Origin of the sequence: Micromonospora sp. GCM10011541, from assembly GCF_042650725.1 — a bacterium.
In the GTDB taxonomy this organism is placed as follows: domain Bacteria; phylum Actinomycetota; class Actinomycetes; order Mycobacteriales; family Micromonosporaceae; genus Micromonospora; species Micromonospora sicca.
Genome location: NZ_JBHSBP010000004.1, coordinates 1 through 3,278, shown reverse-complemented (window position 1 = coordinate 3,278; position 3,278 = coordinate 1). Strand labels below are relative to the sequence as shown.

Below are 3,278 nucleotides of genomic sequence, written 5' to 3'. Positions count from 1 at the left end.
TGGACACCGTGTCGCTCCCGCTGAGAGTCGACGAACTCGACCTTCATCGCGACGGACGGTCCAGCTCCGCCGCGAAGAAACTCGCCGCGGACTTCAGGATCTGGTTGGCCCGCCGCAGCTCACGCACCTCCCGTTCCAATGCGGCGAGGCGTTCGGCGTCGCTGCTGGTGGTGCCCGGCCGGTCACCGCCGTCGGTCTCGGCCTTCTTCACCCACGTGCGCAACGCCTCCGGATGAATCCCGAGCTGGCCGGCGATCCGCCGGATCGCTCCAGCCGCGGACGCCGGATCCCGACGGGCCTCGACGGCCAACCGGGTCGCACGCTCACGCAGCTCATCGTTGTACTTCTTTGGTGCGGGCATCGCTGGTGTTCCTCCCAGGTTTCGATGTCTCCATCAAACCCGGTGCGGGACAGTGGCCGCGAGGTGCTCGAGCCGGCGGATGTCTGTCATGTCACAAGCTGCCGGGCTGTCTCGTCAAGGCAGATAGCCGAGGTGGAGAGGAGGCGGGGGCCGCCGTGCCGGATGAGGACAAGAAACGAGCAGCGCACCGAGCCCTAGTGGATCGCATCCTGAAGGGAGAGGGCAGGACATCTCCGGAGCAGCGAGCCCGTGCCTTCAACAACGCCGACATCCCCCCGCCCTTGCACGCGCTGATCGACAAGGTCGCCACGAGGCCGACGCAGGTCACCGACGCGGACTTCGATGCGGCCAAGGCAGCAGGCTTCAGCGAGGACCAGCTGTTCGAGCTGGTGATATCAGCTTCGGTCGGTCAGTCCGCCCGGCTGTATGAAGCGGGACTGGCAGCACTCGCCGAAGCAACCGGCAACGGGAAGGGCGAATAATGCGACCTGGCATCCTCAACCGCGGCTACGGACCCGGGACCAAGTTGCTATTCGCGCTCATCCGCGTGTTCTCCGGGCACCCACTACCAGATGCCGCCAAGCTGGTCTTCTACCGGCCCGACTTTTACGGCAACCGGGCGAAGAAGTTCACCCACGAGGCGATGCGCGGGCCTTCCGCCTGGTCGGTAGCTGACCGGGAGCTGATGGCAGTCTTCGTGTCCAAGGTCAACGAAAACGCGTTCTGCGTCGGCGCACATACCGCGACCGCGGGGCAGGCATACCAGGACAGCGCGAAGGTTCAAACGGTGCTGGCCGACCTGGAATCGGCACCCGTCGAGGACGGGCTCCGGGCAACGCTGCGGATGCTCAGCAAGCTGACCCGGGAGGGAAAGGTCAGCGCCGAGGACATGCAGGAGGTGCTGGCCACAGGTGTCACACGCCAGCAAGTCGAGGACGCCCTGGCGGTCTGCGCCGCGTTCAACACGACCAACCGGCTCGCCGACGCGTTCGACTTCGAACTGCTCACGCCCGAGGACTTCGAGGCAGGGGCCAAGTACCTACTCAAGCGGGGTTACCGATAGCACTGCAGTGGCCGGTGAAGCCGCTCGCCGCCCGAACCGCTAAACCCGTGCACTAACTTCGGCAGATCATCCGCACCGCGAGCCGCGAGCGGTCACGTCACCCTGCGTAGCGCGCGGATCGCGGCAGATGTGCGCACCCGATCATGCCGAGGCAACGGCGTCGCCCGCTGGCCGCGAACGCGACGAGCCATACCCACGCGATCGCCGAGACAGCGTCTTGTGCCCTACTGCGACCTCACTGGTGGGGACTGTCGTTGCCCGCCGTGTCGACCTGTCCGGGCACGCCTGAAGGGTGCCGGGAGAGATCTGGACATCCCGGCGGATGCGGCCCTGCCACGCTCAGGCCCTCGCTGGGCCCCACGCCTTGATCCCGCGCCTTAGCGTGGCAGGGTGGCAGCACCCCGCATGGCACCGCCGTCGGAGATGAGCCGCCGGCTGACGTTCCTGTTCGCGTTGGCGGCGGGAGTGGCCATCGGCAACCTGTACTGGGCGCAGCCGCTACTCGGCTTCATTGCAGGCGACCTGCGCGCCGCGACCGCGACGGCCGGCTGGCTCGTCACCGCGACGCAGGTCGGGTACGCCGCCGGTGTGCTGCTGCTCGTGCCGCTCGGCGACGTCCTCGACCGCCGCCGGTTCGTCCCGGTGATGCTGCTGACCTCGGCCGCTGCACTGCTGCTGTGCGCGCTGGCGCCGTCGATCGGCGTACTCCTCCTCGCACTCGGCGTGCTCGGCATGACGACGATTTCCGGGCAGGTCCTCACACCGCTCGCCGGGGACCTTGCCGGCGACGTCCACCGTGGCCGGGTTGTCGGCGCCGTCGGGTCCGGGACCCTCACCGGTATCTTGGCCTCCCGCACGATCAGCGGGTTCGTCGCCGATGCCGCCGGGTGGCGTGCGATCTTCGCCCTCGCCGCGGTCGTCGCCGTCCTGCTCGCGGTCCTGCTCTATCGCGCGATTCCACCGCTGGCACCGCGGACGCGCATGCCATACCCGCAGCTCATCGCCTCGGTCGGCGCGGTGGTCATGCGCGAGCGGGCGGCCCGATGGACGCTGGTCCTGGCCGCCACAGGGTTCGCCGCGTTCTCGCTGTTTTGGACGGCGCTGACGTTCCTGCTCAGTGGCCCACCGTTCCGGTACTCGGTAGCGGTGATTGGGTTGTTCGGGTTAGCCGGCCTCGCTGGTGTCCTTTCCGGCATGCACGGCGGTCGTCTGCACGACCGCGGCTGGTCGCTTCCGGCCACCGGCGCGGCCTGGGTACTGGCCCTCGGCGCCTTCGTCGTCGCGGCGTTCGCCGGCCGGTCCGTCGTACTTACCATCGTCGCCATCATTATGATCGATGTCGCCCTCCAGACGCAGGCCCTCCTCAACCGGACGCGGCTGTTCGCCCTCTCCCACGAGGCACGCAGCCGGCTCAACACGGCGCTAGCCACCGGCAACTTCATCGGCGCTGCTATCGGCTCCGCCGCCGCGACCACGCTCTGGTCCGCGGGCGGCTGGACAGCGGTCACGATCACGGGAACAGCGCTCTGCTGCTTCGCGCTCACCGTGTGGGCGCTGGGACGCCGTGGTCCACTCGTGATCCGCTTCGCCGTGACGGACGGCGCGGTAACGGACCGCAGTGAAACCTCCCTCAACCGCGCGACATTCGCACGTAGTGCTCGTAGTGCTCCGGAATCGAACCCGCCATGACGTCCTCGTGCCCAGTCCACGCGTCCGCTTCTCGGCTATGTCCGCACGCGGAGTCGCCGGTACGGGCTGTCGCGCCCCGTAGCGATCGGATCGCGGCATGACAGCGCACGTGACCTTGGTGGTTCTCACCTCGACCCTGCTGGAGGCCAGCCCCAAGAGCGAGGC

At 68.2% G+C, this 3,278-nt stretch carries 4 protein-coding genes; 3 read left to right on the top strand and 1 reads right to left on the bottom strand.

What is annotated here, in order from left to right; genetic code table 11:
- Positions 1-43 precede the first annotated feature (43 nt).
- Positions 44-361 carry a transposase gene (locus tag ACFOYX_RS01795; protein ID WP_377533763.1) on the bottom strand — a complete coding sequence of 106 codons (318 nt, stop codon included), beginning with the start codon at positions 359-361 and terminating at the stop codon, positions 44-46.
- A gap of 197 nt (positions 362-558) precedes the next feature.
- Here ACFOYX_RS01795 and ACFOYX_RS01790 point away from each other — a divergent pair, with 197 nt between their 5' ends.
- The 3 genes from ACFOYX_RS01790 to ACFOYX_RS01780 all read left to right on the top strand — a co-directional run bounded on the left by ACFOYX_RS01790 (position 559) and on the right by ACFOYX_RS01780 (position 3,113).
- Entirely contained in the window at positions 559-843 is a 285-nt protein-coding gene (locus ACFOYX_RS01790) for a hypothetical protein (RefSeq protein WP_322443678.1), read from the top strand.
- Entirely contained in the window at positions 843-1,424 is a 582-nt protein-coding gene (locus ACFOYX_RS01785) for a carboxymuconolactone decarboxylase family protein (protein WP_322443679.1), read from the top strand. The genes ACFOYX_RS01790 and ACFOYX_RS01785 overlap by 1 nt, the downstream gene beginning before the upstream one ends.
- Before the next feature lie 390 nt (positions 1,425-1,814).
- Positions 1,815-3,113 (top strand): MFS transporter, encoded by a 1,299-nt coding sequence (locus ACFOYX_RS01780; protein WP_322443680.1) that lies wholly within the window; start codon positions 1,815-1,817, stop codon positions 3,111-3,113.
- Positions 3,114-3,278: the final 165 nt, after the last annotated feature.